This window comes from Leptolyngbya sp. FACHB-261 (genome assembly GCF_014696065.1).
GTDB lineage: Bacteria > Cyanobacteriota > Cyanobacteriia > FACHB-261 > FACHB-261 > FACHB-261.
Map to the genome: position 1 here is coordinate 1 of NZ_JACJPL010000016.1, position 24,055 is coordinate 24,055.

At 50.4% G+C, this 24,055-nt stretch carries 34 protein-coding genes and 1 pseudogene; 21 read left to right on the forward strand and 14 right to left on the reverse strand.

Annotated features, from left to right (window positions below):
- Positions 1-722, reverse strand: a 722-nt coding sequence (locus tag H6F94_RS08630; RefSeq protein ID WP_190801837.1) for an SDR family NAD(P)-dependent oxidoreductase, incomplete at its 3' end; no start/stop codon positions are given.
- A gap of 111 nt (positions 723-833) precedes the next feature.
- Between H6F94_RS08630 and H6F94_RS08635 the strand changes: the two genes are divergently transcribed.
- On the forward strand, positions 834-1,382 hold the full coding sequence (locus H6F94_RS08635) for a PadR family transcriptional regulator (RefSeq protein WP_190801838.1): 549 nt from the start codon (positions 834-836) through the stop codon (positions 1,380-1,382).
- A gap of 509 nt (positions 1,383-1,891) precedes the next feature.
- Here the strand turns inward: H6F94_RS08635 and H6F94_RS31625 are convergent.
- Both H6F94_RS31625 and H6F94_RS08645 read right to left on the reverse strand, forming a co-directional pair.
- The gene (locus H6F94_RS31625) at positions 1,892-2,245 is read right to left on the reverse strand and encodes a type 1 glutamine amidotransferase (protein WP_199320302.1); all 354 of its coding nucleotides are present in this window, start codon (positions 2,243-2,245) and stop codon (positions 1,892-1,894) included.
- Between the two features lie 278 nt (positions 2,246-2,523).
- A complete protein-coding gene (locus H6F94_RS08645) occupies positions 2,524-2,922 on the reverse strand; it encodes a hypothetical protein (protein ID WP_190801839.1) in 399 nt (132 codons plus the stop codon).
- Positions 2,923-3,457: 535 nt separating this feature from the next.
- Here H6F94_RS08645 and H6F94_RS33540 point away from each other — a divergent pair.
- Positions 3,458-3,616 (forward strand): helix-turn-helix domain-containing protein, encoded by a 159-nt coding sequence (locus H6F94_RS33540; RefSeq protein ID WP_199320303.1) that lies wholly within the window; start codon positions 3,458-3,460, stop codon positions 3,614-3,616.
- 280 nt (positions 3,617-3,896) lie between these two features.
- Here H6F94_RS33540 and H6F94_RS08655 read toward each other — a convergent pair whose 3' ends face one another.
- Complete coding sequence (locus H6F94_RS08655) at positions 3,897-4,418, reverse strand: MarR family winged helix-turn-helix transcriptional regulator (protein WP_190801840.1); 522 nt, start codon at positions 4,416-4,418, stop codon at positions 3,897-3,899.
- 10 nt (positions 4,419-4,428) lie between these two features.
- Positions 4,429-4,842 (reverse strand): YybH family protein, encoded by a 414-nt coding sequence (locus tag H6F94_RS08660; protein WP_190801841.1) that lies wholly within the window; start codon positions 4,840-4,842, stop codon positions 4,429-4,431.
- A 277-nt stretch (positions 4,843-5,119) separates the two neighbouring features.
- Here H6F94_RS08660 and H6F94_RS08665 point away from each other — a divergent pair, with 277 nt between their 5' ends.
- Complete coding sequence (locus H6F94_RS08665) at positions 5,120-5,389, forward strand: hypothetical protein (protein WP_190801842.1); 270 nt, start codon at positions 5,120-5,122, stop codon at positions 5,387-5,389.
- A 22-nt stretch (positions 5,390-5,411) separates the two neighbouring features.
- Positions 5,412-5,873: a hypothetical protein gene (locus H6F94_RS08670; RefSeq protein ID WP_190801843.1), complete on the forward strand. Its 462-nt coding sequence runs from the start codon at positions 5,412-5,414 to the stop codon at positions 5,871-5,873.
- A 39-nt stretch (positions 5,874-5,912) separates the two neighbouring features.
- On the opposite strand, the gene H6F94_RS32895 is transcribed toward H6F94_RS08670, so the two are convergent.
- The 3 genes from H6F94_RS32895 to gcvA form a co-directional block, all read right to left on the reverse strand.
- Positions 5,913-6,044 carry a hypothetical protein gene (locus tag H6F94_RS32895; RefSeq protein WP_277878031.1) on the reverse strand — a complete coding sequence of 44 codons (132 nt, stop codon included), beginning with the start codon at positions 6,042-6,044 and terminating at the stop codon, positions 5,913-5,915.
- Positions 6,045-6,161: 117 nt separating this feature from the next.
- A complete protein-coding gene (locus tag H6F94_RS08675; RefSeq protein ID WP_190801844.1) occupies positions 6,162-6,392 on the reverse strand; it encodes a hypothetical protein in 231 nt (76 codons plus the stop codon).
- A gap of 268 nt (positions 6,393-6,660) precedes the next feature.
- On the reverse strand, positions 6,661-7,581 hold the full coding sequence (gcvA, locus tag H6F94_RS08680) for a transcriptional regulator GcvA (RefSeq protein WP_190801845.1): 921 nt from the start codon (positions 7,579-7,581) through the stop codon (positions 6,661-6,663).
- A gap of 148 nt (positions 7,582-7,729) precedes the next feature.
- Between gcvA and H6F94_RS08685 the strand changes: the two genes are divergently transcribed.
- Positions 7,730-8,278 (forward strand): VOC family protein, encoded by a 549-nt coding sequence (locus H6F94_RS08685; protein WP_190801846.1) that lies wholly within the window; start codon positions 7,730-7,732, stop codon positions 8,276-8,278.
- Positions 8,279-8,290: 12 nt separating this feature from the next.
- Complete coding sequence (locus tag H6F94_RS08690) at positions 8,291-8,950, forward strand: FMN-dependent NADH-azoreductase (RefSeq protein ID WP_190801847.1); 660 nt, start codon at positions 8,291-8,293, stop codon at positions 8,948-8,950.
- 135 nt (positions 8,951-9,085) lie between these two features.
- Here H6F94_RS08690 and H6F94_RS08695 read toward each other — a convergent pair whose 3' ends face one another.
- Positions 9,086-9,403, reverse strand: a complete 318-nt coding sequence (locus H6F94_RS08695; RefSeq protein WP_190801848.1) for a hypothetical protein — start codon at positions 9,401-9,403, stop codon at positions 9,086-9,088.
- Between the two features lie 2 nt (positions 9,404-9,405).
- On the opposite strand from H6F94_RS08695, the gene H6F94_RS08700 reads away from it, so the two are divergent.
- Positions 9,406-10,068 (forward strand): NAD(P)H-dependent oxidoreductase, encoded by a 663-nt coding sequence (locus tag H6F94_RS08700; protein WP_190801849.1) that lies wholly within the window; start codon positions 9,406-9,408, stop codon positions 10,066-10,068.
- Positions 10,069-10,175: 107 nt separating this feature from the next.
- Complete coding sequence (locus H6F94_RS08705) at positions 10,176-10,601, forward strand: hypothetical protein (RefSeq protein ID WP_190801850.1); 426 nt, start codon at positions 10,176-10,178, stop codon at positions 10,599-10,601.
- Between the two features lie 36 nt (positions 10,602-10,637).
- Here the strand turns inward: H6F94_RS08705 and H6F94_RS08710 are convergent, their stop codons facing one another.
- Complete coding sequence (locus H6F94_RS08710; protein WP_190801851.1) at positions 10,638-10,805, reverse strand: hypothetical protein; 168 nt, start codon at positions 10,803-10,805, stop codon at positions 10,638-10,640.
- 167 nt (positions 10,806-10,972) lie between these two features.
- On the opposite strand from H6F94_RS08710, the gene H6F94_RS08715 reads away from it, so the two are divergent.
- The 6 genes from H6F94_RS08715 (at position 10,973) to H6F94_RS08740 (ending at position 14,922) form a co-directional block, all read left to right on the forward strand.
- Positions 10,973-11,413 carry a nuclear transport factor 2 family protein gene (locus tag H6F94_RS08715; RefSeq protein WP_190801852.1) on the forward strand — a complete coding sequence of 147 codons (441 nt, stop codon included), beginning with the start codon at positions 10,973-10,975 and terminating at the stop codon, positions 11,411-11,413.
- Positions 11,414-11,525: 112 nt separating this feature from the next.
- Complete coding sequence (locus H6F94_RS08720) at positions 11,526-12,215, forward strand: FAD-dependent oxidoreductase (protein WP_242041078.1); 690 nt, start codon at positions 11,526-11,528, stop codon at positions 12,213-12,215.
- Positions 12,190-13,317, forward strand: a complete 1,128-nt coding sequence (locus H6F94_RS08725; protein ID WP_190801854.1) for an EamA family transporter — start codon at positions 12,190-12,192, stop codon at positions 13,315-13,317. Before H6F94_RS08720 ends, H6F94_RS08725 begins: the two co-directional genes overlap by 26 nt.
- A 91-nt stretch (positions 13,318-13,408) precedes the next feature.
- Positions 13,409-13,831 (forward strand): RidA family protein, encoded by a 423-nt coding sequence (locus H6F94_RS08730; protein ID WP_199320304.1) that lies wholly within the window; start codon positions 13,409-13,411, stop codon positions 13,829-13,831.
- A 151-nt stretch (positions 13,832-13,982) separates the two neighbouring features.
- Positions 13,983-14,093, forward strand: a complete 111-nt coding sequence (locus H6F94_RS08735) for a hypothetical protein (RefSeq protein WP_190801855.1) — start codon at positions 13,983-13,985, stop codon at positions 14,091-14,093.
- A gap of 439 nt (positions 14,094-14,532) precedes the next feature.
- Entirely contained in the window at positions 14,533-14,922 is a 390-nt protein-coding gene (locus H6F94_RS08740) for a hypothetical protein (RefSeq protein WP_190801856.1), read from the forward strand.
- 250 nt (positions 14,923-15,172) lie between these two features.
- Here the strand turns inward: H6F94_RS08740 and H6F94_RS08745 are convergent, their stop codons facing one another.
- The gene (locus H6F94_RS08745; protein WP_190801857.1) at positions 15,173-16,081 is read right to left on the reverse strand and encodes an AraC family transcriptional regulator; all 909 of its coding nucleotides are present in this window, start codon (positions 16,079-16,081) and stop codon (positions 15,173-15,175) included.
- 219 nt (positions 16,082-16,300) lie between these two features.
- Here H6F94_RS08745 and H6F94_RS08750 point away from each other — a divergent pair, with 219 nt between their 5' ends.
- From H6F94_RS08750 to H6F94_RS08760, 3 genes are all read left to right on the forward strand, one after another.
- Positions 16,301-17,056 (forward strand): SDR family NAD(P)-dependent oxidoreductase, encoded by a 756-nt coding sequence (locus tag H6F94_RS08750; protein WP_190801858.1) that lies wholly within the window; start codon positions 16,301-16,303, stop codon positions 17,054-17,056.
- Positions 17,057-17,306: 250 nt separating this feature from the next.
- Positions 17,307-18,086, forward strand: a complete 780-nt coding sequence (locus tag H6F94_RS08755; protein ID WP_313949251.1) for an SDR family NAD(P)-dependent oxidoreductase — start codon at positions 17,307-17,309, stop codon at positions 18,084-18,086.
- Positions 18,087-18,099: 13 nt separating this feature from the next.
- Entirely contained in the window at positions 18,100-18,282 is a 183-nt protein-coding gene (locus H6F94_RS08760; RefSeq protein ID WP_190801860.1) for a hypothetical protein, read from the forward strand.
- A gap of 176 nt (positions 18,283-18,458) precedes the next feature.
- Here the strand turns inward: H6F94_RS08760 and H6F94_RS08765 are convergent.
- The 3 genes and pseudogenes from H6F94_RS08765 to H6F94_RS08775 form a co-directional block, all read right to left on the reverse strand.
- A pseudogene (locus tag H6F94_RS08765) lies at positions 18,459-19,180 on the reverse strand (IS1 family transposase).
- A 396-nt stretch (positions 19,181-19,576) separates the two neighbouring features.
- Positions 19,577-19,975, reverse strand: coding sequence for a nuclear transport factor 2 family protein (locus H6F94_RS08770; protein WP_190801861.1), 399 nt, complete (start codon positions 19,973-19,975; stop codon positions 19,577-19,579).
- Between the two features lie 920 nt (positions 19,976-20,895).
- Entirely contained in the window at positions 20,896-21,810 is a 915-nt protein-coding gene (locus tag H6F94_RS08775; RefSeq protein WP_190801862.1) for a LysR family transcriptional regulator, read from the reverse strand.
- Between the two features lie 119 nt (positions 21,811-21,929).
- Here H6F94_RS08775 and H6F94_RS08780 point away from each other — a divergent pair, with 119 nt between their 5' ends.
- From H6F94_RS08780 to H6F94_RS08795, 4 genes are all read left to right on the forward strand, one after another.
- On the forward strand, positions 21,930-22,388 hold the full coding sequence (locus tag H6F94_RS08780) for an ester cyclase (RefSeq protein WP_190801863.1): 459 nt from the start codon (positions 21,930-21,932) through the stop codon (positions 22,386-22,388).
- A 54-nt stretch (positions 22,389-22,442) separates the two neighbouring features.
- Positions 22,443-22,625 (forward strand): hypothetical protein, encoded by a 183-nt coding sequence (locus tag H6F94_RS08785; protein WP_190801864.1) that lies wholly within the window; start codon positions 22,443-22,445, stop codon positions 22,623-22,625.
- Between the two features lie 125 nt (positions 22,626-22,750).
- The gene (locus H6F94_RS33545; RefSeq protein WP_190801932.1) at positions 22,751-22,891 is read left to right on the forward strand and encodes an SDR family oxidoreductase; all 141 of its coding nucleotides are present in this window, start codon (positions 22,751-22,753) and stop codon (positions 22,889-22,891) included.
- A gap of 49 nt (positions 22,892-22,940) precedes the next feature.
- Positions 22,941-24,047, forward strand: coding sequence for an aldo/keto reductase (locus H6F94_RS08795; protein WP_190801865.1), 1,107 nt, complete (start codon positions 22,941-22,943; stop codon positions 24,045-24,047).
- Positions 24,048-24,055: the final 8 nt, after the last annotated feature.

Consider the following 24,055-nt stretch of genomic DNA (forward strand, 5'->3'; position numbering starts at 1 on the left):
GAGTAGGTCAGCAGTTTTGATAGAAATCCTGGCAGCACGGTGGGCTTTCGACCCAATGCTTTCAAAGTTCCTTGAGCCACTTCTCCTGCGCTCAAGACCTTGCCCATCTTCATGCCCGCGCGATCGCCGAAACCACTGTTAGTGGGACCTGGTGCAGAGGCAATCACATCAACACCCTTGGGTGCAAGTTCTACATACAGGGCTTCCGCTAAGGTCTGCACATACGCTTTGGTCGCTGCATAGTTGGCAGCAAATGGCATCCCTTGAAACCCCACGAGCGAACTCATCAACACGATGCCGCCCCTCTGCTGCTGGGCGAATCGCTGCGAGAAGTGCCAAGTTAGCCCCAAGAGCGCTCGACAATTAACATTCAGCATCTCCACCTCTTGTTCCAATCGGGAATTGAGAAACGCTCCTGATGTCCCAAACCCTGCCGCCGCCACCAGTAACCCCACATCCAAATCGTCGGTCTGCGCCACAAGGGTGCCCACGTTCATCTCCACGGCCAAATCCCTGACTACCAAGCGCACCTCAGTCCCATAGCGATTGCGTAGATCCTTCGCCATCTGCTCTAGAACGGCTTGGCTCCGCGCCACCAAGACGAGATTTAACCCTGCCTCAGCCAACCTCACAGCCATCTCACGCCCGATGCCAGATGATGCACCTGTGACGACAGCCCAAGACCCATATCGGGTTTTCAACCGATTTTGCAAACTTTCCATATATATACTCTGGTCATTTTATTCAAAAAATTGAATACAACGACCAAGGTACACTTAGATCATGAACCCGTCAAGAATTATTCAGTCCTGAATCGCTGAACCCCTACTGTTATGGCTCTCAAGCACACAATCCTGGCTTTTTTATCGCGTCAACCTCTGAGTGGCTATGAAGTAGCCAAAGAATTTACCGAAGGATTTGGAGGTTGTTTTTGGAAAGCGAGCCAACAGCAGGTGTACGCTGAACTTGCAAAGCTAGAGCAACAAGGTTGCGTCACCTACGAGGCAATTCCCCAAGCTGGACGTTTGGATAAGAAAATCTATTCCATCACTCCCGAAGGACACCAATTACTGATCGACTGGTTAACCCAACCGACAGAACCCACTGTCATCCGTGAGGATTTAGGTGTGATGGGATTAGCAGGACATCTCGTTCCAAATCAGGTGGTTTATCACGAAATCAAGCGCCGTCAAAAACTCCACAGGGAAATGGCACAACACCTAAAAAAAATGGATGAACATTTTGCCAAACATCTAGATTCGCTCGAACTCAAAGATCTCTATATGCACTTGATCATGCGTCGGGCGATTCGCTATCAAGAAGACTGGGTGGCATGGTGTGATGAATCACTTGCGGCAATCGATCGGATCGTAAATCGTTAGAGGCTTAGAAAGCAAAACAAAAGGGCGATCGCTTCATTGGAGATCTCGAAAGGCGTTCCTAAAAAAGACTCTCAGGGAATCTGGCTCTGAGGACTGACAGATAAGCTCTCAGCTACCGTCTCCGATCCAAATATGAGGTAGCCTAACGACCAAGCTCACCGGGCGCAGATAACCTTTTCAACTCAACCGACTAACTTGTGACGTTCCGGTGCAGCGACTTGTTAGGTTACACTTCTACTCGATAGATTATTTAAGATTCTGCTCATTGCATCGTTGATGATGTCGAAATTATCGTCTCTTAGCAACATTTCCTCTGGCTTCTGAGTATGTTTGCCTTCTACTAACTCATCCGCACAGTTTTTAATGATTTGCCGTACGCTGTTCTTATTTAATTCAAGGTGAAACTGCAAACCTAATATCTTCTCGTTGTAGACAAACGCCTGGTTCTGGTAACCCTCACTGTAGGCTAGACGAGTTGCGCCTTCTGGGAGGTCAAACGTATCGCCATGCTAATGAAAAACTGTAAGCTTTTGCGGTAGCGAGTCAAAGACAACAAAATTCTCAGCTTCATCAGTCATCTCGATGGGAAACCAACCAATCTCTTTGTGCTGTCCTTGATAAACTTTCGCACCTAAAACATTGGCGATTAACTGCGACCCAAGATAAATGCCAACGACTGTTTTATCTTGCTTAATTGCCTGTTCAATAAACCGTTTCTCCTCGGCCAGCCAAGGGTATTTGTCATCCTCATAAACGTTCATCGGTCCACCCATCACAATTAGCCAATCAATATCCTTGGCTGAAGGCAAAGACTCGTTGCTATAAAATCTAGTGGCTGACAACGAGTGATTTTGATTGCCCACGATTCGATGCTGGCAAGTCCTTCAAAAGAAACGTGCTGTAAATAATGAATCTTCACCGTATCACTCCTTCGCAAATTTTTATCTTAGCGCTCCCCTAACGCCCGCACCAACTTAATCTTGAACCCTTACAAGTAGCCTCAAACTACTGCCCTCATCAGCTACTCAAGCAGCCTAACGCTCCGTTGAGCGGCTGCCAGTAATGCCTGTATCTACACAAAGCCTTGCATCAATCCGCTCTGACCAGATTGTTATGCCGCACAACATACTTCTTTTCAGGCTTATTCAATGCTGTCAACATCTTGGAACATCCTTACTTTGTCGGCGAGCAATGTTTTTTTTAAAACACTTCCATAGAAAGAGTGGAAAGTTTCTGGTCTAACTAGGAAGAGGATTTCATCGTATGAACTTAACTTGTCATTGAAATCCTGAATGACCATCTTTTCTTCTTGCGATGTAACCGTATCAGGATGTTTTTCGTACCAGACATGATGCTCGTCTGCTAAGTAGACTCCGTAGAGATCTGACAGAATACCCCAATTCACGCCCTTTTCTTTGCATCTCTCCATAAATTGCTGAATGCCAGGATTTGTGTACAACTTATCCGGTGTAACTGCAATGTCAGTTCCTTTAAGATTAGGTTCCTTTTCTTTTGAGCAGTGGGTTAGGTAAACGCGCATAGCTTTAATCATCCTCAAAGACTAAGTGACTTTGAATTCAACAAACTGCCTGCCAAACTGTCGCTTTCATGATCTACCTCAAAATCCTCACCTTGAATCTGTACAGCCAAATCTTAACACTGCCCCCTTAACCGATCGCGGCATAACGGCGAAGGTCAGGCGGCAGATCACCTCTGCATCACCACCGGCCAATTGTAGACCGTCCGCTGCACCGCGTTGTTATACAGCGTTTGATTGTACGATCCCTTCAACGCGAAATACAGACGGCGGCATCGGGAAGCAGATTGTATCTCGATTCCTTAACGAACTTTCTAGCAATTCGTCTGCTACGACACTACGCGCTTCAACCGGTAAAGAAATCAAAGCCTGAGCTAGGGCTAGGTGAGTTGAAGTTAAATCAAGTAATAGACTATATCAACGCACATCTTGAACAAGAGATTCAGTTAGCTGATTTGGCTCAAGTAACAGATTTCAACCCACGCTACTTTGCAAGTCTCTTCAAGCGATCGATGAGAATTTCTCCCTGGTAGTAATCATGCAGCAACGAGTTGAACGATCCAAGAAGCTGTTAGAACAGCACGATCATTCAATCTTAGAGGTTGCTCTTCAGTGTGGTTTCAACAGCCAAAGTCACTTCTCCTATCAGTTTCACAGACTGACAGGGGTGCAGCCCAACGCGTATCGAAATCGTTGATTTGGAGCGATCGCTCTACTACCAAATATAAAACATCGCTAATACTGGCACTACCTTAGCCCTGAATACTGGCAGATGGGCTCTCGACTGCGCCTCTACCAAGGACTTAGGTGACATAACGTTCTCGGTCAGTGGTTGCCATAGAACTTAAACTCAGCACTAGCGGTGTTCTTCAGTCCACTGCACTTGGTTGGTTATGCGACTAGCAACAATGACACATTAGGAATAGAAAGCAATGCAAACTATAATGTAACCTTCAGTTTTAACAAAGATTGCTGTGTTACTTGCTCACCATTCGACAGTATTGCTGATCAACCGGGCAACGATCGCTTGGGCACACTTCCTCTTCACACAAGCGACAAATTGCAAATGCCCGCAACTCACTTGTTGTCATTGCAGTCAGCATTTTCTCCAAAAGGTGAGTTAATTGCTCACACTCATCAGGTGTTAGAGAGTTCACTGCAAACTTCAGTTGCTGTCGCCGCTCGGTTAGAGTTGCCTGTCGGCGCTCGTAACCCAGATCAGTTAGAAACAACGCCAGCGTTCTCCCATCTGAACCGGATCTGCGCTCAACCAAACCTTGTGCCTCTAAGCGATCAATCAGACGAACCGTTCCAGGATGAGAAAGATTCAAAATTTGACGCAGTGTATTGATAGAAAGCCCAGGTTCCGCGCCCAGTGTGACAAGAGCCGCAGGAGTTTCACCGCCATGTCCCATACTCGCCTCAACAACAGCCTCTAACCCATCGACCACACTTAAAGCCAGTGCACCTAGGAGATTCAGAGTTCGTTCTTCAGTCATAACAATAAAATCACTCAGCCTTGCTTAGGTTGATTACCGTTGACGGATGTTCATGGACGATGAGCCATTGATTGTTTCGCTTCTCCCAGACATCCGTATGTCTAGCATTCACCTCAAATTCACTGCCATCCTCGAAGGCGTATGCCATCCGGGATGTGAAGACAGTGACAGCAACTTGACCTTCCGCCAAGAACTTAACCTGCAAGTCCTGATTTGGAGACACGCTCAGTCGTGACAGTCCTGGGTAAATGGATCGCATTTCTGCAAACCCAGCAAAGCCCTCAAGTGGGGGCAGAGAATCGTAAATCACAACGTCTGAGTCCATTGCATAGAACATTGCAAGACGATCAAAGTCAGGATGACCACTATCAGTCGTCCACGCCTTGCAATACTCGTGAATCCGGTTTTGCCACTCGCTACTCATACGTCCTCCTTAAAGGTCGTTGAAGATTACTCAGCGACGGAAATATATATGCATCATACATATTTAATGGGTAAATGCAAAGAGCAAATTTTGAGCAAGCCCTAGCTCAGCTCACCCAAGCACGATTTTGCCTTTGCTAGTAGGCTACAACCCATGCTTTTATCGCCCAGAACAAAGCTGCATAACAACTTATTCTACAGAGTCTAACTGTAGATTTCCGGGGTTCAGCCCTCTATTATTTATCTGTAGATTTGTAGACCTGAAAGACGTTTTGACTATGGATCATCCCGACCATCATCCAGCACAAGGTTTGCAAGTGGCGGACATCTTGCCAGGACATTTTGGATTGACTCACAAATTGATGCAGCGCATCATAAAGACGGGAAGTGGTTGGCATTGTTCGGCTCTTGTGTGGTTACTTGTTAGCCTAAACCAGCCTCCGCTTCCCACCCTGCTTTCGGTTCAGCCTTTATTACTTTTGTCAGTCAAGCAGGTCTGGAACCTCATCGAAATTTATGTCGTCTCTAACCTTGAGTCACTTGATTAAACGGTAGCAGGAGCGCTAATCAATGGAATCAGCAATGACATCAAGAGCGCGTATTCGGTTCTTGATTGCGGTTGGGGTCAGCATTTCGAGTATTGCAGGTGTCGGAGCAGTTGCAGCTTTTGCGAGTGCTGGTTCGCATGTTGTTCGAGGAAATCTGACAGCGGCCACAGCAGAAGCGCGATCGATCGCCTGTAACCAAATCGACGTGAAATCGGAATTACGACTCGCTTCTTTCACGCTGAAAACTTTAGGTTCAACAACCGCCGAAGGTCAAACGCTGGGTGAAGGCTGCTCCTACACGCTCACGTTCGACGATTTACTTTTGTTCTCAGTGCCCCAATCCAGGCAATTGTTCGATAATCGCCTTTTAATCAAAGCGCCCCTAGTTGAAGGAACTTTTGCCTCGCTCTACAGCCCATATACAGCACCGATCGACCTGGAGTTGCCAGGGAGCCTTAGTGGAGTAGAGCCAAAGTCGAACTGAATGAATCAAATAAGGTTAGCAACGATCGCCAGCCTCAGATCATTCGTTTTCGGGCCGATGACATTCAGGCGATTGAGCAGCACGAGCAGGAGCAGTGGCGATCAATCTGACTGCGCCATCTTCAGCCACAACCCAGCCTTGCGCTTCCATGATCGGCGCGGCTTCTGCCACAGCAGCTTGATTGGACGGATCGATCGCAACTGTTGTTTGCTCATTTAAGGTGAACCAATCAGGGCAACGCCTTTAAGTAAGCATAGCTAACGCTGAAGGATTAAAGTTTACAGCTTTCTACCGAAGTGCGACCTCGCCGCCGTTCGCTTGAATTGCAGCGAGAAGCGCGGGTCTTCCAGCGCCCGCAAGCCACTCGTCCATTGTGAGCAGTTCAGGGAAGTCTGCTCGAAGCGAAGCGATGTCTGCATTGCCCGCTAGCCGCCCTTGATCGACCAGCTTAGCGAGTCCACCGAGGAACGCATTCTGCTCAAGCAGGCTGTCTGAAAAGCGGTGTCCCCTGAAAGCCAAAAGAACCAACCATTGTTTCTGACCAAGAACGCGCTTCTAACTCTATCCCTCTTCTGTCACTCTCCGAAAACATTTGCCATTTCTGAACTCCAGAGCCTTTGTATATGAAGCGATTGCCTACGGCACCAGCAAAGCTGATCGCCTGATTTTTTCTAACAACAAATACAGCCACCAAGTTTTTCTAATAGGATAGCTTGTATTGATTGACTGATAAGGCTTTTGGAGATTGCCTTCCCGGAGAGTGACAGAAGAGGGATAAAGCTCCACTCTATTTCAAAGGTCTATGCTGGGAGAAACTACCAGCCACTTCGACTAACCAATCTAAAAACTTTAGAATTAGTTTTTCTTTAGGGTGATTCTCTAAATACACGACCGAATAGCTAAAACCGTCTAGCGACACATCAAGGGGTTGCACTAAAAACCCCAATGCAACATCATCAGCAACATGAATGTTGCTGCATAGAGCGATACCTTGACCGGCGATCGCGGCTTGAATGGTTAAACTTTCTTCGTCGAATTTAATCCCATCATTTGGGTCAGTCGTGTTTAGCCCTGCAAGTCTAAACCAGTTTTTCCAGTCAGGGGCTTCTGTTCCAAAATGAATCCATTCAAAATGCAGCAGAGGATGATGCAATAGATCACTTGGCTCTTTAATCGGATGCTTTTCATTCAATAAATGTGGACTACAGACGGGCATAAATACATCTGACATCAGCTTCCGAACGGTCAGTCCCGGATAGTTGCCTTTGCCATAGCGAATCGCCACATCAACCGTTTGCCTATGTAAATCGACGACATCATTTGAAGTTTGTAGCCGAAGATCAATTTTGGAATGTGTTCGTTGAAAATCAGCTAAACGAGGCACCAACCACTTGGCTGCAAAGACCGTCGTCACGCTCACAGTTAATGTAGTAGATTCTGAAACTTCCGTTGATTGAGCGATCGCTGCTGCAATCGCGTCCAGGCTTTTGCTCACTGCCGGATACAAGAGTTGTCCTACTTCTGTTAGCGCCAGAGGTCGGGGGCGGCGGCGAAACAAGGACACCCCTAAGTGATCCTCCAGCACTTTGATTTGATGGCTGACTGCGGTTGGCGTGATAGCCAGTTCTTCAGCCGCTTGCTGAAAACTCAGATGTCGAGCCGCAACCTCAAAAGTATGCAAAGCGTTGAGGGGTGGCAGCGATCGCATAAAATTCTTGATGAGTTTTTTTCATCCTAAGCGTGAGTAGATTGAATTTGCAATCCCCTACTGTCCCTTGCTAGTGTCTAAATTAAGGAAACGAAAGAGTTTTCTGATCACTCATCAGCTTACTTAAAACCCTTAGACGTTTCTAAAGATGGTACTGGACTTAAACTCAATCCACGTGCTCACCGCCTCCCAACTCTCGAATCATTTTCTAGGGGATGCAATTGAGATCTGCATTGTCACTCGCAATTATCAGCAAACTATGACGGGTCTCGTCCAATTGGGCATTGGACCCTGGCGAGTTTATACCTTTAACGCTGAAACCGTTACGGAACAGACTTACAAAGGGCAGCCAACTGAGTACTCGATTAAAGTCTGTTTTGCTCAAGCTAAGAACGTCATCTGGGAGATTATGCAGCCGCTCTCTGGTCCCACTATCTTTCAAGAATTCCTCGATCGCCACAACGAAGGGATTCACCACATTGCATTTAATTGTGGCGATCACCCCTGGGAAGAACGTATCCAAGAGTTTGAGTCTAGAGGGTTCCGCTTGATTCAGTCGGGCAAGTGGATGGGGCAAAATGCCTTTGCCTTTTTTGATACTGAGGATGCCACTACCACTATTTTTGAAACGTATTTCTTTCCACCTGGTTTTGAGTATCCAGAACCTGAAGCCTGGTTCCCTGCACCCCCTCCCTAGGAGATCGCAAAAATGGCTACAGTATTGAAAATTGACGCTAGTGCGCGCGTGACCCGTTCTCTCAGTCGAGATCTAACGACTGCATTCACTGAACAATGGTTGAAGTCCAGACCCAACGACACCCTCATTACACAGGATGTAGGAATAAATCCACCTCCAGCCATTAGTGAGGCTTGGATTGCCGCCGCTTTCACGGCACCGGAGCAGCGGACTCCCCATCAACAGGAAGTACTCAAGATTTCCGACCAACTGCTCGAAGAGCTAGAGCCTGCTAGCCTCATCGTGATTGGTACGCCCATGTACAACTACGGCATGCCAGCAGCACTAAAAGCTTGGATCGATCAGGTGATTCGCATTGGACGCACCTTTTCATTTGATCTGGCGCGTGGTGAACAACCGATCGAGCCGATTGGGACCGGAAAAACTCTAGTCATTTTGTCGTCATCGGGGGAAGGCGGATTTGAACTTGGTAGTGTTCAGGCCACTATGAACCATCTTGATCCCCACATCGTGACAGCTTCAAGACTATTGGGAGTCAGTGAACACCATGTCATTCGCATTGAGTACCAGGAATTTGGGGACGAGCGACATCAAAAATCTATTCAGTCTGCTCATGCCGCGCTTGCTGGTTTAGTGCAACAACTAACTCAGAACATGGGGGGACTTGACTAGGCTGATAGCAGCAAATCAAGCGAATGAGACTGCAATTCAGGGGTTGATTAACTCGCAGCTTAAATGATTACTTAACCCATCTCTATACTTCTCAAAATTGATTCTGTATTAGGTCTCAAACGAGGTCACTTATGTCTATTGCGACCATTGCTCCTTTTGATGCCCCAAACCGCAAAACGATTGCCCAAGGTCATCCAACTGATTGTCAGTCTCCTCACCCGAAAGACGTATACGCTTTGACGGTCCTCGGCGGCGGGCTGGACGACCGCCTCGTTTGGTGCCACCGCCGCACTGGCTCAGGCAGAGGGTGCCACCGTCACGATTACCGGGCGTGACCGGGACAAGCTCGCGCACGCAGCCTAAACGCTCGGCGCTGTCAAAACAGCGAGCAAGGACGCGCCCGGCGAAATCTCGCGCCTCATTTCCGACTTCATCACTTAACCAGGAGAACAAACATGCACGTTTTAACCGTTTTCGACCATCCGCAACGTAAGAACTTCCCCGGAGCGGTGCTCGACGCTTTCGTCGAAGGCGTCGTCCAGGCCGGTCACACGGCGGAGGTCGCCGACCTGCACGCCGAGGGCTTCGACCCGCGCTTCACCGTCGAGGACCACGCGCACTTCTGGGGCGGACCGCGGCCCGCCGAAATCGCTCGGGAACAGGCGCGCGTCGACGCCGCGGACGCGATCGTGCTCGTCTTTCCGGTCTACTGGTGGTCGTTCCCCGCCCTGCTCAAGGGTTGGATCGACCGCGTGTTCACAACCGGTTGGGCCTATTCGCTCGACGCGAAATCCAACAGCCGGGGGCACCTGAGCGGCAAGCCGGTCATGCTGATCGGCACCGGTGGAACACGCCAAGCCACCTACGACAAGTACGGCTACGGCGACGCGCTGCGCACGCAAATCGAAGTCGGCATTTTCAACTTTTGCGGCATGACTGACGTCGAGACGCACCTGCTGCTCGACGTCGACGGTGAGGCCAACGCGGAGCGTCGGGCAGGGTATTTGGTCGACGCCCGCGCGCTCGGGGCCGGGCTGGTCGCGCCCGACCGCGTTCCTACGGGCGTGCAACACGGTCCTAAGCGCGTGCAACACGATGCCGGGCATTCGAGCACCTAATGAGCGTTCGACGCCCAGACTTGGCTTATGAGCCCACTACGATTGGAGCCGACTTAACGGACGCTCGCAATTTTCACGACCACTAGAGCCTTAAAGGAGATAAAGCTATGGCTAATGAGACACTGCAGACACCAGCGCAAGGTCAGATTTGCCGCTCGATGGCCGGCCTCGGCAACTACAACTACGCCGCCGATGGACGGAGCGGCGTCGCTGCCCTCGCCGGCAACCTCCGTGGAGGGGTCCACTTCCGCCAGATCGGAGAGTTCCGCGACTTGGGAGACGGTCGCTTGGAGGGGGAGTTCGAACACATGTTCGTCACTGAAGATGGGTCGACGCTGCGGACACGCGACAAGAGCTGGGGCGTAGCCGTTCCGGGTACCGATTATATCGTCGGCGGTGCCGCCTACACTGTGGTCGAAGGAACCGGCGAGTTCCAAGATTTCAAAGGCACATTCCGCTCCTGGGGCACATTCGCTCCGAAGGAAGGCAAAGCGATCTTGCGCTACGAAGGGCAGATCTGCCGACCGGACTAGTCTCACTGCGCTTCTTCAGCTTCGCCTCCGTGAAATTCACTGACCCGAGTACTCACGGCCTTGAACTTGCTCCTGTCCACTGCCGCGAGCCCCCCGAGAAAACAGGCCGATCTCCTGACGGAGCACGACCTTCGCCCCGGGCGCTTGGACAGCATCTCGCGGATGGTGGCTGCGAGGTAACAGTCGTGAACGGTTTGAGGACAAGTCCTATCCCGGGCTTAGCTGAGGCCCGGCTGAGGCGAAGCAGCAGCGGGCGGCATGAGCGGGGCGGCGGCTTGACCAAGTCGGAGGACTTGATACTGCTATGCCGCCGCCGCAGTTGGAGGGAGACATCAGCGCATTGGATTGAAGCACCTATATGGAGGAGCGAGATGGAAGAGCGAGTGGCTGACCTCAGGGCGATCAGGGACCTCATTGAACGCCAGTTCTCGAGCATGAGCTGGTCGGTGGGAGGAGGACCTGACACGGCTATGTTCAAAAGTGCCTTCCTCCCGGGCGCGCCGCTTTATCCGTCCGCCCGTCCCGTTTCGGTGAAGTCGCTCGAGGAGTTCACAGAGCGCATGGGCGAACTCGCTCGAACGACGCTGACGTCCCTCCATGAGCGGGTGATCGGAACGCAGATATTGGTCTTCGGCAATGTCGCGGTGGCCGTAGCAGCCTGTGAGAACACGGAAAACCAAGGCGAGGTCAACCGCAATGTGGAGATGTTGCTGCTCGTCAAAAGCGAGGGGCATTGGAAGATAGCGGCGCAGGCTTGGGACAAGGAAACGAACAGCGTGCCGATACCAGCCGAACTACTGGTGGACTTCTGACCCGGTGCTCAGAAGCGCGGCAGCCAAAAGAGTGACCCTACCCCAATAAATAGTACCGATGGATTCAACCGGTCGATGCAACACGTTCCGTTCAATCAATTTGAAGAGGGCGATGAATTCTGTTTGCCAGCTCGGGCGGTGTAAAGACCTCATCGCTGGACAAGTTGGCGATGCATGTCAATACATCCCGGTTACGTCCGCGCAGCGTAAAACTGGCTTGAATAGTCATGAGAGGGGGGTGCAGCTGCACCTGGGAGTGAAACCGATCAAGGTGGACGGCGGACAAAAGCGACTGACTCTGAGCGACGGGGCGGAACTGGCGTATGATGCGCTTCTGATCGCGACTGGACGTAAGGTGCATGTGGACGGGATGGGGCTAGAGGCCGCCGGGGTGAAGTTCAGTGCCGCTGCGGTCGAAGCTGACGACCATCTCCGGACGGCGAACCACGCAGTGTACGCCGCTGGGGACGTAGCACGACTGGAGAAGTACACCCATGCGGCGCACACGACGGGCGAACTGGCGGTGGCAAACGCGCTGGACGGAGCCGGAAAGCGCGTTGCGGATCTGGTCATTCCCCGCTGTACCTACACTGACCCGGAAGTGGCTCAAGTTGGGATTACTCCGCAGGAAGCGGCAAAACAGGGGATCGCCATCAACACCCATCGCCTGGAGTTAGCAAAAGTTGAGCGGGCAGTAATTGATGGGGAGACAGACGGATTTGCCGCTTTGCACACCCACAACGGGATCACCGTGGGGGCAACTTTTGTGGCTGCTCATGCAGGCAGTCCGTGCCGCTGCTAACCCTGGCAGGGATGCAGAAGATGTCACCATCCGAGTTGGCAGCAGTAATCTACTGCTTCCCCACTCAGATCGAGGCAATTCAGCAGGTTGCCGCTCAAGCCAGCTGATAGCCGAAACAGCCGGGTTCCAGCATTTTCTACCACCAGGTCACAAGGATTCTGTGCTGAAAACATCAACACCTGAAACAGCCATTGGAGCTTCTCAACGCAGGTTAGGGCTAGCGGCGGTACTTTTCGCAGTCGTGCTCTGGGCAGTCGCTGCCAACATGATCAGTAGCTTGCTTGTCGCAGGCGTGAATCCTTTTGAACTGGCAGTATCGAGTGTGGTGATCGCCACCTTTGGTCTTGCTGTTGTGAATAGCTTCAGGATGAAACCAGAAGCGAAAGCAATGAATTGGCAGCAGTTTATTCTGGGCTTGTTGTTTGCTGGCTTAATAGGAGCAAATTACCTGGCGATCGCCCATCTTCCAGTTGCTGTTGCGATTTTACTGCTGTTTACATCGCCTCTGATGGTCGTGATATGGACAGCCTTGACAACGCGGCGGATGCCCAGGGGATCGGTACTTGCAGCAATGCTTTTATTGATTGTCGGCGTTGTGCTGGTGTCGAAGGTAGTGGAGAGTAACCTCAGTGAATTTAATGGGTTTGGCATTGTCATCGGTCTATCAAGCGCTGTGTTCTTCACCGCTTATAACCTGCAAGGTGAGCGAGTTGGACATTCAGATGAAACCCTTGGAGTGATGCTGAAAACGTTTGCAGTTGCCAGCGTCTTCTGGCTTGCCTATCAGGTAACGCAAGGAGTCCCTGAGACGTTGCTTGAGCCGGAAAACATGTGGAAAATCCTTTATGTCGGCATTGCTGGAACCACCCTTCCTTATTCCCTCTTCTTCTGGGGTATCCAACGCGTTCAGACTGAACGAGCTGTGGTGATTGCAACGCTTGAACCCGTGATTGCTTTTGCGCTGGCATGGCTGTGGTTTGGTCAGACGCTAACGCTTCTGCAACTCGTCGGCGGTAGCCTGATTATCCTTGCGGTCACGGCATTGCAACTCATCAAGCCATCGTCACAAGTCACTGCAAAAACCGAGCGACAGGGTTTCTGAAGGAGTAACGCTCAAGACCTTGCACAGTGAATTCGACTTTTTGCTGCAATGATTCAGCGTCGAGTCACAAAGAAGCCTTCCTATCAACATTATGGAAAACACCATGAAGATATCTGACATGACGCTTGAGCAGATTAAGACTGACCCTGACCCTTATCAACCTTTTCTTCTATCTCAAGGCATTCAGGTTGGGAACCTCCTGTTTATATCAGGACAAGCGGGTTATGCGGACGACGGAAAAATTGTTACGGGTAGCTTCCGCGCTCAAGGCGAGCAGGCTTTTTCAAACCTCGATCGCGCCCTCGTCGCTGGCGGTTCTAATCTCAGCCATGTCGCTAAAGTAACCATCTTCCTGACAGATATGAGTAACTTTGGTGCGATCGTCGAACTCCGCCGCCAGTATTTCAGCCCTCCCTATCCCGCCGATAGCATTGTCGAAGTGTCCAGCCTCTCCACGCCCGAAGCGATGATTGAAATTGAAGCGATCGCGGTAGTAATTGAGAGTACGTCATGACGCTGGTTCAACCATTACAGCGCTTTTCAGATTAGTAAGCCACAGGAAGACATTAAGCAGTAGCTCGTTGAACTGCTAGTTCGTGTGGCTTATTCAAGGGTATCCAACGCGTTCAGACTGAACGGCCTGTGGTGATTGAACGCTCGAACCCGTGATTGCTTTTGCGCTGGCATGGCTGTGGTTTGGTCAGACGCTAACGTTTTTGCAACTCATCGGCGGCATCCTGATTATTCTTGCTGTTACTGTGCTGCAACTGATGTGAGCGAGCAAAAGATCTGGCGCAATTTGCAAATGAGTGGCGTAATCTTGCAAGGCTAGCACCTGTCAGCATTCTAGGCTTTTGGCCTACTTCTAAGCTGTGCTGTTTAACCACAGGTTATCCCAGGTCATCACAAGCCAGAACGTTGGGCTGAAAGGATATTGACCCATTGCGTCACTCATTTGCAAATTGCGCCAGATCTTTTGCTCGCTCACATCTGTAGGACGCAACATTAAATTGCTTTTATGGCAAACAACGCAGCACAAATTTCGGTTCATGCATGGAAAGCGGATGGTATCTTACTAGAGCGATATGCTTACACATCAGGTTCCGTAGAACCGCTTCCCAGACATTCCCACGAAGAGTATCAGTTTGGTTTGAGTTTAACTATCAAGGTGAGTATCACTATCACGGCGCGTACTATGCCATCCCTAGTGGAAGTTTGAGCGCGATCCGTTCGGGCGAGGTATATGCGCCAAGCGATCGCACCGATCTGCCAGCACCTGCCCATTTTGCGATGCTACACATCAGACCAACGTGGTTACACACGATTGCGGCTGAAATGGCCGAAAAGTTTGTCAGTCTTCCCTTCTTCTCAACAGCATTTCTTACCGATGCGAAATTGAATCGTTTGTTCTTAGCGTTGCAAGTAGCAGTGGATCAGAAAAATTCTAACTTGGAGCACGATGAAGCACTGTGGGACTTTCTCTCCTATCCAATCAGGCGCTACGCCTCAAATAGCCCTTCTGTTCGTTTTTTGAAGTCAAGCTATGCGGCTGTAAGGCTTGCTTGTGACTATCTTCATGCTTACTACGGCAGTGATATTTCTTGAAACACATTGGCAGCGATCGCTGGCTTAAGTCACTTTCATTTTTGCCGTGTCTTTCGCAAAGCTGATGTCCGAAGTGAGGAAGATGTAAAAGCGTTTGTGAATGGTTGCGTTAAGCAGTATGGGCGCATCGACATTGCTTTCAACAACGCATTCAATATTGTGGCGTTTATCACAGCGATTTCACCATAGTAGATAACGACTGAGGCATAAGTACCTATCCACTTGAAACGATGTTTATAAATTGCACACGTTATGCCGAGTACTGCGTCTGTTCTTTGGTGCTTCTTACTTGGCTTGCATAACGGCCTGGTGACTCGCCAAAGAGTCGACGATACTCGCGATTAAATTGCGACGGGCTGGAATAGCCCACGGCATATCCAGTGCCAGCAACATCTGTGACTTGGCTCGCAAGCAGACGCCTTGCCTCCTGAAGACGAATACACTTCTGGTATTCGAGCGGACTCATAGCAGTGATTTCACGAAAATGGCGATTCAGGGTTGAAACACTCATCCCTGCAACTTTGGCTAATGCCTCTGCCGTATAGTCAGTCGAGTAGTGTTCGTGCAACCACGCAATCGCCCTACCAACCTGTGACAGTCGGCTGCTTGCTTGACTTGCCGCATGCAATGACCGACCCCACGGGCCAACGTAGAGTCGATAGAGCAGTTCCTGCTCGTATAACGGTGCCAGGACGTCGATATGCTGACTATTGTCGAGTAATTGCGCCAGCCTGAAGGCTGCATCAACAACTTCAGGCGTGGCGGTTCCTACCTGAAGTCCCCGATCGCTCCCTTGCGTGACATTGGGCATCACCGTTGCTCGGATAGCGATTTCGGCAAGCGTTGGGTGGTGTAGATCAAGACATAGTGCAAGATACGGACTCTCAGGAAGCGCCTCCAAAACGGTGCCAACAACAGGCAGATCGACGGTAACAAGGAAGCAATCGCCTGGTTCGTACTCAGAAGTCTTCTCACCGAAGAACACCTGCTTTCGACCTGAGACAACCAAGCAGAATATAGGGTGATAGATTGCAGGCGTCCGAGTTGTGGAATGGTCGGCACGAAAAATAGAAAGCCGAGGCACGACGGTAGGCTCCATTTGTTCCGACGCGAAGCTGTGGCGCGAAAGAATCTGAGCAAGTTCATGCAGTGTATTCATGATGATCCACCACTATTGAAGCCAGAGAACTGCTTAATTTTATCAGGCTTGAGCGAATTGAGCAGTATTTTGAGCGAATCGTTGATTGTCTTATAGCCTGAAAATGCCACAATTGCAGGTAATGAAGTGAAGCTTCTAGCAAATTGCATCTGCGTTCTTAGTCAAGATGGAGCGAAATATGCAATTTAAAGAAAACATAATTTTGGAAGGAGTCATAGCATGACTAAAATCACCCTGATCACCGGTGCTAGTCGTGGGCTGGGCCGAAACACTGCTCTGAGTATTGCCCGCCACGGCGGTGACGTTATCATCACGTACAGAAACAGTGCCGAAGAAGCTCAGGCTGTTATCGACGAAATTAACGGAATGGGTCGCAAGGCGATCGCCTTCCAACTCGACAGCGGCAACATCACTGAATTCGCACCGTTCGTCGAGCGCCTGCGGACAGCGTTGCGCAAAACCTGGCAGCGCGAAACCTTCGACCACCTCGTGAACAATGCCGGTCACGGCGAGTACGCCCTGATCGAGCAGACGACCGAGGCGCAGTTTGACGGGTTGGTCAACGTCCATTTCAAGGGTGTGTTCTTCCTCACCCAGGCGCTTTTGCCACTCTTGGCGGACGGTGGCCGCATCGTGAACTTAGGCACCGGACTGACCCGGGTATCCTACCCCGGCTTTTCCGCTTACGCGGCAGCAAAGGCCGCAGCCGATATGCTCACTGTCTATATGGCCAAAGAGCTAGGCGGTCGTGGGATTGCGGTTAACACAGTAGCGCCGGGCGCGATCGAGACCGATTTTGGCGGCGGTGCCGTCCGCGACAACGCGGATGTCAACAAGCAATTCGCAGACATGACCGCCCTCGGCCGCGTCGGCGTGCCAGACGACATCGGGCCGATGATTGCGAGCCTGCTGTCCGAGGAGAATCGCTGGGTCACTGCGCAGCGGATCGAGGTCTCCGGCGGTCAAGTCATCTGATCAGTCAGTCACCAATGGTGAGGCGAAGGCGTCGAGCGTTGCCTCGCCATTGGTGAGCATGGTCACTCTCTCAGAAAAGAGCTCACAATGCGCGTGTTCGGCTATGCCATGCAGCACAAGGGCAGCTCAATGGAGCCAGTGCAGTTCGATCGGGAGTTCTTCGGCATAGGCATCGTCGAGATGATGTCAGGGAAATTAGCCATCTAGGCTATCAGGAGGAAACGACGAGATGCAAGATTTCAATGAAAAAGTGATCGTTATAACCGGGGGTGCTACCGGCATTGGATTTGCGCTTGCTAAGCAGTTTGCAGAGCGAGGCGCGCGGATCGTCATTGCGGCGCGGCGGCGCGAGCGTCTGGATGAGGCAGCAGCGATTTTGGCCGCAAGCAGTACTGAAGTCCGGGTGTTTGAGTGTGACGTCACCCAGCGTGACCAGGTCGAAGCCCTAGCTGACTTTGCTTGGGAGCAGTTTGGACGGGTAGATGTGATTGTCAATAATGCTGGGGTCCTCCCTACCTTGGCGACTGTGATCGAAACGAAGCAAGAGGACGTGCAGCGCGTGTTCGACGTCGATTTCTTCGGTGTCTGGAATGGCGTCTCAGTATTTGGGCAGCGGTTCATCGCGCAGGGAACGCCAGCTGCGATCTACAACGTCGGCTCGGAGAATTGCTTCTTCAGTGCCGTTCCGCAGGGGGGCGGATACGTGGCCGCCAAACATGCCGTTCTGGCAATGACCGAAGCACTGCGGGAGGAACTGCCTGATCACATCGAGGTCAGCCTGATTTGCCCAGGGTTGGTGAAATCCGAACTCGGCGAGGTCACCAATCATGGCATGGACACAGATAAATTTGCAGTCTTGGCGATGACGCAAATCCTGGCAGGGGAATTTTTGATCGTCTCTCATGCGTATAACATGGTGCGAATTCAAGCGCGCTATGAGGAAATCAAGACCGCTTACACAAAGTATGCACCCCGCTATCAGGGCGACAACGAATTCGATGTCAGAACCTTGAGTGCCGAATCCAACTAGGACTAGGACGCGCATGTCGCCCCGCGACGCAGACTGTTCCCTCGTCAGCACACCTTTCAACAAGCACTGGAGCCATCTCTGTGCCGCTGGCATACTGTCGCCCGCAGCCCGCGACGCTCTAGCTGAAGAACTCACAGATGTAGCTCTCGAGTGCGAGAAGCTGCCGACTACACCATTCGTGAAGAGCACCATTTAGGTGTATTTCAACGAACTACCGTCCGACCGTATCTACCATGGTGGAAAACCTGGCGGGACGAAGGTCATCTCCCTCGAGGTCAATCCGTTCAAAGGGGGTTATGACGAAACCTCGAAGCAATTGCTCTTCGAGCGGTTCACTCAAGCAATTTGTAAGTACGCCGAAATTCGGTAGTGCTAAAGATGTAAGGATGCATTGTAGTGGTGAACAAAGTACCAAATTGCGCCAATATGGTTCTCCAACTTCTTGGAAAACGACAACGTCTTCCTCACAAGGCGCGATGCTCGCTGGCCTAAGGTGCAGTTAAATCGCTCAATATAACTGGTTTTGCCACTCTCCTTGCCAACCCTTTGATGTCGCTTGCTGGGGAAGACCTCGTCGTAAGGTGACCAGAAATCGGTCTAAGTAAGGGCACACTGACGATACACCCCTGGCAAAGCATCTCATCATCCTTGGGCGCCATCTCGGCTCCGGTCTCCAACATGTACCCCCACAATTTCTCGTGTTTCGACATCCAGCGGCAACCCAATCCACTGCTTGTTGCCTTTGTTGCCGATAAACGACCACAGCTCATCACACTGGATAGTTAAGCGTCCCTTTTTTTAGCCCGTACGTTGGTCTGACACGGCACAGTTTGATATTTTTCATTGACATAGCTTTGCCGCCAAGGTTCTGAAACACCTGCGACTCTGGCAATTCCAGCTAGCGTAATCTTCTCCAGTAGTAGTTTATCAATTAGGGTTTTGGTTGCCTAATCAATGATTTTGTTTTGGGGGTCTTGCACAAATTGCCTGCCACAATCCCGGCACTTAAAGTTCTGTTTCCCGTTGTGGATTTTGCCATTTTTGACGACATGAGTTGAGTGACAGGCAGGGCAGGTGGGTTGGAAATCAGACATGGAGCATCTGAGGTAGCTTTATTCCTCTATCCTTACATCTTTAGGGCTACCCTTTTAGGAATGCCGATATGGGTGGTGTTTTATATAGCCAAGCAGCGAGTTGAGTAGAAAATAGAAACGCTATTGACAGAATAACGACTATTGCAAGCCAAATTCTCCATTCCTCTCGTAAGGTTTCTAGGGTCAATGACCAAAAGGTTTTTTGTTTTTTTGCCTATTGACTTGCTCATGAAGGATTGCCTTGCAAAAGCTTGCCACAAAACCTAGCAAATACCCATCACGGGCTGTTTCAACTGGGAGCTTGCGGTCCAACGACTCGCATCACCGGTCAGCAGTACCTTAAACTGGGCACAAGGATGGCACGTTGAGCTGGTGCATGCGGTTGTTATGCAGGGACTATGCAAACACAGGTGTTGTATCCGTATAGAATCGCACTGATTTTACCAAGCCATCTTCATTAAGGTCTGTGAAAGCTACGGCCGGAATAGAAACTTTCTTCCCATCCAAGAGAGTGTAATGATTGACAGCTTCTAAAACGTAGTTTTGGTCAGTTCCGTAGATATTGAGGAGGTCATGCTCTAACTTCTTAAAGCTTTGCCAATAAGCCCCAAGCTCTTGCATAATAGCTTCCTTGCCCTGCATAGGAAAATTATTGTTGGACCGAACTTCGCAATCATCTGCTAAAAATTTAGTGTAGGCTTCTATATCTAAGCTGTCGAGTGCCTGCAAATACCGGAGATAACGCTCGTAGGCTGGCTTAGAGAGTTGGTTGATTCTCAATGAATCGGTTTTCATGCTGTTTCCTCCTTTAGTCTTAACTCTATATGAGGCATGGAATGATTGCAATCTAAAACCAACTCAACAGCATCACATGAAATCGCACCCCACTACAAACTTCAAATCACAACTGGGCTCGATTGTTAGACCCGTCGTTATCTTTAGCATACTCGTTCAATGTGTCAATCCTAGCTTGACCAGCCGTGAGCTGATAGCACCTCGATTGCGCTTCAGAATCTCGAATATTTCTTTCACCATTCTACCTTCTGAATAAAGCCTTGTAACTTTCAAGCTTATTGTCTTCTTCTTTGGTTAACTTTGCGTATGCTTTTGCGTATTCCTTCCGCTTCTTTTTAGCTGTATATGCTTTACGACTTGTCACAGCATCATTCCCGGAGTTCTTGGTAAATACGGACGATTCTCTTTTGACTCTGCTAGGAATCTAGCTGCGGCGTGCACCATCTCAGCGAATGCTGGTAGGTACTCGTCAGTTATAGTTAGAGTAGCCTCAACTTTTTCGCTTTGAGTCGACTTACTTCTTTCGGTTATTTTCAAGTGCTTAACTTGAGTTGAAGAAGATTGAACTTCGAAGGTATATACGCGCGCTCCAGTATACATATTTGTGAGATACATGGATTCTGTCTCCTCCTATAGTTCATACTCCAAACAACATCAATCCACTCCTGCAAGGGCCTAGCGTTATTGATTAGCGACTATCGACTTTTTTGCGGCCCCCTCAAGTGGCTGTGGCTAGTTTGCTGTACTAGGTTGTTAGCCCTCTTTGCTACAGCCCGTTCACTGCCCAACTAAGCGATCGAGTTTGGTGGACTTGGTGGGCTCGCTGCTGACTGTCCAGGTCTGAGGTGCGTTATCAGGCTGCGTATCTCGTGGGCGCACCAGTTTTTACACCCTGTTTTTACACCCTTTAACTCTCAGCATCATTTCACAGCTGCCCGGATCTGGTCACGGAACCACACATGCCCAGAATCACCACCGAGCCGAGGATGCCAAATCATTGTGTAGGGGAAGTCAGCAATCTCTTGAGGTGGTAATATCTGCCGAAAGTTCGCCAACTTCGAGAGTGCGAGCGCTACACGCATTGGGACGGTGAATATCAGGTCGGTACCCACAATATTTAGCGCAGTTGCCATGAAGTAGGGTGACTGGAGTGCGACATTTCTCGCCTGCCCAAGATCAGCAAGCGGACGATCGATCATTGTTTGCCGCCCTTCTGCTGTTGCAACTACCGCATGCGAGCGGCACAGGTATTCGTCCAAAGAAAACCGCTTACCCTTGAATTTACAGTCCGCACTCATGAGGCACACGAAGTGCTCCTGGTACAGCACTTCCACCTTCAATCCCTTGGGCGGAGTTGGTACACTGCCAACTCCAAGCGCGACGTCGCAGCGACCCATCTCCACATAATGGTAACTGTCTTCTGTCCAGCCAATAACCTCAACGCGGACGCCCGGAGCGAGTTTGCGACAGAGCCGCACGGTGCCGCTGACGATAACGCCAGCGGCGTAATCAGTGCCTGTGACCCGGAACCGTTGTTGTGAGGTGGAAGGATCAAAGTCATTGCCCCCAATCACTGTGTTTAAGCGAGGCAGGAGGATTTCCAACTCTTGCAGTAAGCGATCGCCGCGCGGTGTCCGCTCGTACCCCACACCGCTACGGACGAGCAGTTCATCACCGAGTGCTGCCCGCAGCCGACTCAGCACTCGGCTCATTGCTGGCTGACTGAGCGAGGCTCGAGCGGCCGCTCGAGTGATATGCCGCTCCTCCAGAATGGCTTGTAAAGCCAGAAGCTGATTAAGGTCGATGCGCGAGAGATTGGGGAACTGTTGAGCCATAGTTTCATGGTATATCACCGTTGATATAGTAGCTATCCCAGATATGCATTGGACACATTATGCACTGCGTGTAATGATCGTCATAGTTTCATTCGTGTTTGTTATTAACCGAGGATTCTATGCATTCATTGGCGACGATTCAAACTTCAGCATTGACAGTGGCGCAAAAACAATCACTCGAAACGTTTTACCGGGCATTCAGCGATAAAAACCCCAATCTTCTTGACGAAGCCGTGACCCCAGATTGGCAAGATATTCCTCTTGCACCCGGTCAAGCTCCTGGTCCTGAGGGTATGAAGCCGCTGATGCCGATGTTTTTTACTGCGTTCCCCGACTTGCAGATCATCATTGACCAGGTGATTGCACAACCCGATCATGCTGGTGTGCGGGCGCGGATGGTTGCGACTCATCAAGGGGAAATCTTTGGCTTGCAGCCGACGGGAAAGCCGGTCTCGATCGCGTTGCATGAGTTTCATCACTTCGATCGCGATCGCATTACGCACACCTGGCACTTGGAAGATTGGTTTGGAATGCTCAATCAGATTGGTGCATGGCCGTTGGCTTCAATTCCCAGTTAGAACCTGACTGACTTTTGCCGCCAGCAGGCAGATATCGGAATCGGGAAAAGAATCATGCAAATTCAACCCAACTCTCTGGGACTCACTCTGCTACTGGGTACACTCGCTGCGTTACCGCCTTTAGCAATTGATGTGGGATTGCCCGCCCTCGCTGTACTTGGCACATCCTTAAATGCACCACCTGCTGCAACAGGTTTGACCCTCACTTTATTCATGGCTGGCTTTGCCATCGCCTAACTTGTCTTTGGACCATTTTCCGAGCGATACGGACGACGCCCAATTCTATTAATGGGTTGTGGGATCTTCGCACTCGCTAACATGTCGCGACAGAACTCTTTCTCCAGGGCAAGACTCAAGAACAAATTGAGCATCTCAGCAAGCTTGCTCCAATGGAGCGGCTAGGAGAACCCATTGACATTGCGCGTGTCGTTTCATTCCTGGCAGGAGCGAACTGGGGCTGGGTTAATGCTCAAGTTCTTCGCGCTAACGGCGGTTACGCTTAATTCAAATTGAGCATATTTCATCTTCAACGCATCACAAAGGAAACGCACAATGAAGGCAGTCCATCCATCAATTAGGCGAAATGTTTCCCGTCGGTCGGTACTTGGATTGTTAGGATTTGGTGCCGCTGCCGCTGCCTTAACACCCACTTTTTTTAAGACGGCACAGGCACAGAATCAAACCCAAATTCAAACTCGACCGTCTCAAACTGCTCCAAATCAACCATCGCAGATCATCACGAAGGAAATCCCGCGCACACAGGAGAAACTGCCTGCAATCGGTCTGGGAACGTTTATGACCTTTGATGCTTTATCTGGTCAGCCCCGCGATCATCTTCAGCAAGTAATGCGCCGCTTTTGGGATGCAGGCGGGCGAGTGGTCGATACCTCACTGCTCTACGGGATGTCGGAAGTAAACGTGGGCGAATTTGCCAGAACACTCGGATTGACCAATGATTTGTTTATTACTAACAAAACCTGGGCAACTGGTGAGTATCTGGGCGATCCCAACCAGGCGCAGCGTCAGTTAGAACAATCAATGACACGATTGTCACGCGATCGCATTGATGTAATGCAGGTTCATAGCTTGGTGAATGTAGATGCGATTTTGCCCTTGTTAAAGGCATGGAAAGCAGAAGGTAAAATTCGCTACGTGGGTGTTACCCACCACGATCCGTTATATTTTGCTGCGCTTGAGAGGTGGATCGAGAACGGCGATCTGGACTTTGTTCAACTTCGCTACTCGATTCGTCAGCGTGGAGTTGAAGACAGAATTCTTCCTGCGGCGGCGGCGCGAGGAACAGCCGTCTTAGCCAATATGCCCTTTGAGAAAGCCCGCCTTTTTGAATTGGTAAAGGGGCAATCACTACCCGATTTTGCCAGCGAAATTGGCTGCGAAAACTGGGCACAGTTTTTTCTCAAGTATGTGATTTCTCACCCGGCTCTAACCTGCGCGATTCCCGCGACCACAAACCCCGATCACGTTGCTGAGAATATGGGGGCACTAAGAGGATCGCTACCCGATAATTCAATGCGTACCCGGATGGTGGAACACATGGAAAGCCTTCCCGGTTTTGACAACCTTCTCCAAACGCCCTGGTATCCTGGCAAGAATTTTAGCGGGTTGGTTCGCCTGCCAAATCCACGTCCGCTCGGTTGAGATGGAAT